Origin of the sequence: Microvirga sp. HBU67558 (assembly GCF_018069605.1) — a bacterium.
In the GTDB taxonomy this organism is placed as follows: Bacteria; Pseudomonadota; Alphaproteobacteria; order Rhizobiales; family Beijerinckiaceae; genus Microvirga; species Microvirga terrae.
Genome location: NZ_JAGPUP010000370.1, coordinates 1 through 4081, shown reverse-complemented (window position 1 = coordinate 4081; position 4081 = coordinate 1). Strand labels below are relative to the sequence as shown.

3 protein-coding genes are annotated in these 4081 nt (G+C 57.4%); 1 reads left to right on the top strand and 2 read right to left on the bottom strand.

The genetic code is table 11. The annotated features are described in order from the left end of the window. The first annotated feature begins 957 nt into the window (after positions 1-957). Positions 958-1536, top strand: coding sequence for a helix-turn-helix transcriptional regulator (locus tag KBI52_RS02070; protein ID WP_247654120.1), 579 nt, complete (start codon positions 958-960; stop codon positions 1534-1536). Between the two features lie 741 nt (positions 1537-2277). Here KBI52_RS02070 and KBI52_RS02065 read toward each other — a convergent pair. Then, positions 2278-2916, bottom strand: a complete 639-nt coding sequence (locus KBI52_RS02065; protein ID WP_247654121.1) for a CDP-diacylglycerol diphosphatase — start codon at positions 2914-2916, stop codon at positions 2278-2280. A 698-nt stretch (positions 2917-3614) separates the two neighbouring features. After that, positions 3615-4081: transposase (locus KBI52_RS02060; RefSeq protein WP_210804999.1), on the bottom strand; the 467-nt coding region annotated here is incomplete at its 5' end.

The window sequence follows — 4081 nt, the reverse complement described above, 5'->3', positions numbered from 1 at the left end:
TCGTTGCCGCCCAGACCGTCAATGCTGTCCGCCGTCTCACCCCCCACCAGAAAGTCGTCGTCCTCAGTTGGATTGATGGCCATGGTCGTCCTCCCTGCAATCTTGGCTTTCGTCTTGTGCCGTAGTCTCAACCATCGGTGGCTGAACGGTGTTAAGGCGGTGTAGTTGTGTTGTGGAAGAAGGCGAGTTTGCTTTCAGCACGGAGGCCTACCTTGGTGCCGGCAGCAACGCCCCTATGCGAGAGTTAATTGGCAGATGACCCGAGTGTCGAATGAGGTACTTGGCCGAGACTTATGAAATCTCAAAGATTTCTCCAGAGTCGTACCGCGCAACACGCTGGGGAGATCATCCCTTGAAAGGCCTTGTGGCATTCGCATTTCCTACTCCACCATTCTGTCATGAGGAGGACATGCAGGCATCCTGAGCGAAAGACCAATGTCTTCCGCCACATGGCTTGCAGAGTTGCTGTGGGGTTGTAAACTGCCCCCACAATAGAAGGCCAAGCCTTTCTGTCTCCCCGCGCCCGAGCAGTTGGGTTTATTCTATTGGCTGATCACAACACGTCTGTGGCCGATTCAGCTTTGAGCGTTATCCGGCTGAGAGACGTCTTGGGAACGTTACTCATAGTAGGAACGGTAACGACTTTGATAGAAACCGCATCCCTCATTTAGATGATTGAGAGAACTTTTTAGCGTGTTTGAATCTGCTTTTCTTGCAATGTGTTCATCGCGAGCAGAGTGGCCAATCTACCTTCGCGCTAGCCTGTGAGGGTAAAACAAACCTGTGGTTCTTCCCTGTCCGAACGACGAGCGTCCGCACAACTACCCGCGCCATGCTCTCGCCCCGCGCAGCTCTGACCTTTGGCATCGGGCTCACAATTATGTCACCTACTCCCAAAGGGGAGTTGCATGAGTAGATGGGCTGATTTCGACTCGCTGCTCGTCTAAGTGAGGCACAATGCCACTCGGGAAGCCACTCCTTGATGCCCTTGACCGGATGGGGAACGGCGGAATTGTGCTGAATGCGTCAGGTCAAGTCATTCAGATCAATGACATGGCCGCACGCCTTTTGCAGAGCCAGCGATCGCTCGCGACAATGGCTGCGTGCGGCTCGGAGTGGCGGGAGGCGCTCAAAGCGTTGCTGCGTCTTGGGACAACGTCGCGCCTCAACATAGACGATGGCTCCTGGATCGTGATCCGAAGGGATGAGACAGGCGAGAAGCCTCTCATTTTGCATGCTGTGCCGATTGACAACAGGACAGGCACGGGACCTCACACAGTTATCATCCTGGTTGATCTCGAAGTGATGCCTCATCCCACATCGGAGACGTTGCAAAAGATCTTCGGCCTGACGCGCGCAGAGGCAAGGCTCGCGATCGAAATTGCCTCGGGAAAAAATCTTGACGATATTGCAGAAGGTCACAACACGAGTGTGGCCACGGCCCGCAAGCAACTTGCATCCGTGTTCGCCAAGACCCACACCCACCGTCAGGCGGATCTGGTTGCATTATTGGCCCGTGTCGCCATTCTGCCGTGAGCGAGGCGCGCTGATCCAGCGTAAGTCGGGCGGTCCCGGCAACGCCATCCAATGAGTTGGCGTCCTGAGCAGGTCACCGTCCGGTTTTTGCCAGACCGTACCGCAACCATGATTAATCCCTACTGCCAGAGTATTCCAGTTCGGATGAAAGACGAGCAGCGGCGTTCCATCGCATGGGGCCGTTTCGATGGGTTTCCAGTTTGACCCTTCTGTCATCAATGTGTCCACAGCGCGGGCTGAGATGCCCCGAATGCAGTTAGAACTCCACTATGGCACGCCCTCAATCCGGCGGCATCCTCCATATGAGTCATATCAGGCTGGATCCGGATCAGCCTGCCTGGCGCAGTTCAACATTACGGTTGTGGTAGATCCAGTACGGACAGGCCAATAGTGACCCATGGCGCTGTGGTGAGATCGCCAGCCGGGCCCTCATGCATCAGACATATTCGCGAAAGGCGCGGCTGGTGTAGCCACGATCGGCCACCATTCATTCCGGACGACCCGCGCTATCTTGGGGCCGATCCGCTCAAGCCGTTCGACGACTACTTTAAGGTGTCGAGGGTCGAAGCGCCGTTTCCGGCCATGTTGCTCCTGGTCGAGAAGAAGGCTCCTGAAGGCAGGTGTCCCTTCTCAGCGCTGAAAGTCCACTGGAGCATCGTTGGCAGCGACACGTCGGGCCAGAGAACAGGTATGATCCAGGAGCCCCTCCGCCTGGCTGTCACGTCCCAGAGTGGCAATGACCTACAAGCCCTGCCATGAACTCCTGGGTGGGGAGCTGAAGACCGCGACGCCAACTCTGGACAGATCCCTTTGATAGATTGGAAGATGCGTCAGGCGCTCGAAGATGTTCGATGTGCCGAGCTCGTCAGAGGCAATTTTCATTCCAAAGAACCGCTGGCGTGCACGCAGAAAATCAAGTGACTGCAAGAAATCAAGTGGCTTCCAGGTGCTGCCGAACTCCGCCTCGTGTCGGCGAAGCGCGGTGAGGACCTCCGGCTGTACACAATCAGCATGGAAATGGAGTTGATCTTGCGTGCGGCTGTTCCTGGAATTTATAGCCAGTCCGACGTCCTCGATGCGGACGCGCCCGTCGGTTGCCTCGACGACCACACTGCGGGCCGCGAGAGCCGCCTGCCAGTAGGCCACGGCTCCCGGTTGCTGAAGAGCCGGAGCCTCAATCCCGACCAACCGTGTGGTCGGAACGACAAGGGTGTGTGTCTCCCTCCAGGGCGGCCTGAGAATGACCGTGCCCGGGGACCCGTGGCTCTCCAAGTCGACTTGGAGGCAGGGCAGCGAAACATTGAGCGTCTGCTTGGCGGCGACGCATGTCGCCACCACGCGCCAGAGATTCCCCCGCGACGGGTCACCCGCGGACGCCATGTGGGGGAGGGAAGCCGTTATGAGCAACGAGAGAGGTAGCCAGAGGGCTCTTTTCAGGGGCATGCACCGAAGATGGTCGATCCAACCTCCATGGCAATACAACGAATGGGCGATGCCTGCGGTAACCGGAGCCGATCGGGGCTGAAAGCGCAATCACCATTTCCTGTCGGTTGGTGCCGATCGTGTTGTGACTGCGCACCAAGCCCCTGATCTTCCCTGCCGGTCATGGTGGCGCTGTTGGGTTAGACAATTGCCCGCTTCGACCCGGGTTGCCGCGGAAGCGACCCTGAAGGTCTTTATTAAATGCAGGGCCGCCCTGTGGGGCGCAGCAGTACTTGTAGTGAGACATCCAACGCCTACTCTGTGGGGTAGGATCATGCGGCATATCACTTCAAAGAACTGCAGATCAAACATCGTCCCCTAAGCACGGCCCTTTGGCGGCAAGTCCTCTAACCCAACTTCCTCCAATGGCTCCAACAAGGAGCGAAGGAACTCAATCGCGTCGACAGCCTCAATGAGGAGGGCCTCCACCTCCTCGCGGGAGATCTCCCCCTCACGATTCAAAGCGGCCCTAAGCCGGACGACGATATCGTGGTCACACATAGCCCGTCCCATCACCTCCGCTGGATAAGCCATTTACACTCAAGGATCACAAAGGCACTTCCAGCTGCTAATGAGTCAAGAAATTCCAACCTGTGTCATCGATTATAAGCAGGATCCTTGCAGGTATTGGCGTCGGAGAACACCGCGGGCTGTCGCTCGAGCCCCCACACCCACTCGCCCGCTCGTTCCGGATTAACCTGAAAATGAGCATTGCGTTCAGCCAAGTACCGGTCAATCGCCATCTTGGCCTCCTCGGCAGAGGGATAGTTGCTGTTGTGGATGACGGCGCGCGCCATGCCGCTGAAGACGGCTTCGATGACATTCAGGAACGGAGCACAGGAGGGCAGGGGCACCACCTTGATCTGCGGACCGCAACCGACCCGCGCGGCAGAATTGTGCTTGGCCAGCCAGTCCTTGAGCCGGTTCGAGGAATGCCATGAGGCGGAGTCCCAAGACAGGTAGAGCCGACGACAGGCTGCATATTTCCAGGCGAGGGTCTCGATCAGCCGGATCATCTCGACCGTGTTCTTCTTCTCGCTGTAGACATGAGTGACCTGGTTCG

What these genes read in the sequence shown, in the direction of transcription:
- KBI52_RS02065 (WP_247654121.1), bottom strand. Translation starts at nt 2,916, where the DNA reads ATGGCGTCCGCGGGTGACCCGTCGCGGGGGAATCTCTGGCGCGTGGTG.
- KBI52_RS02070 (WP_247654120.1), top strand. Translation starts at nt 958, where the DNA reads ATGCCACTCGGGAAGCCACTCCTTGATGCCCTTGACCGGATGGGGAAC.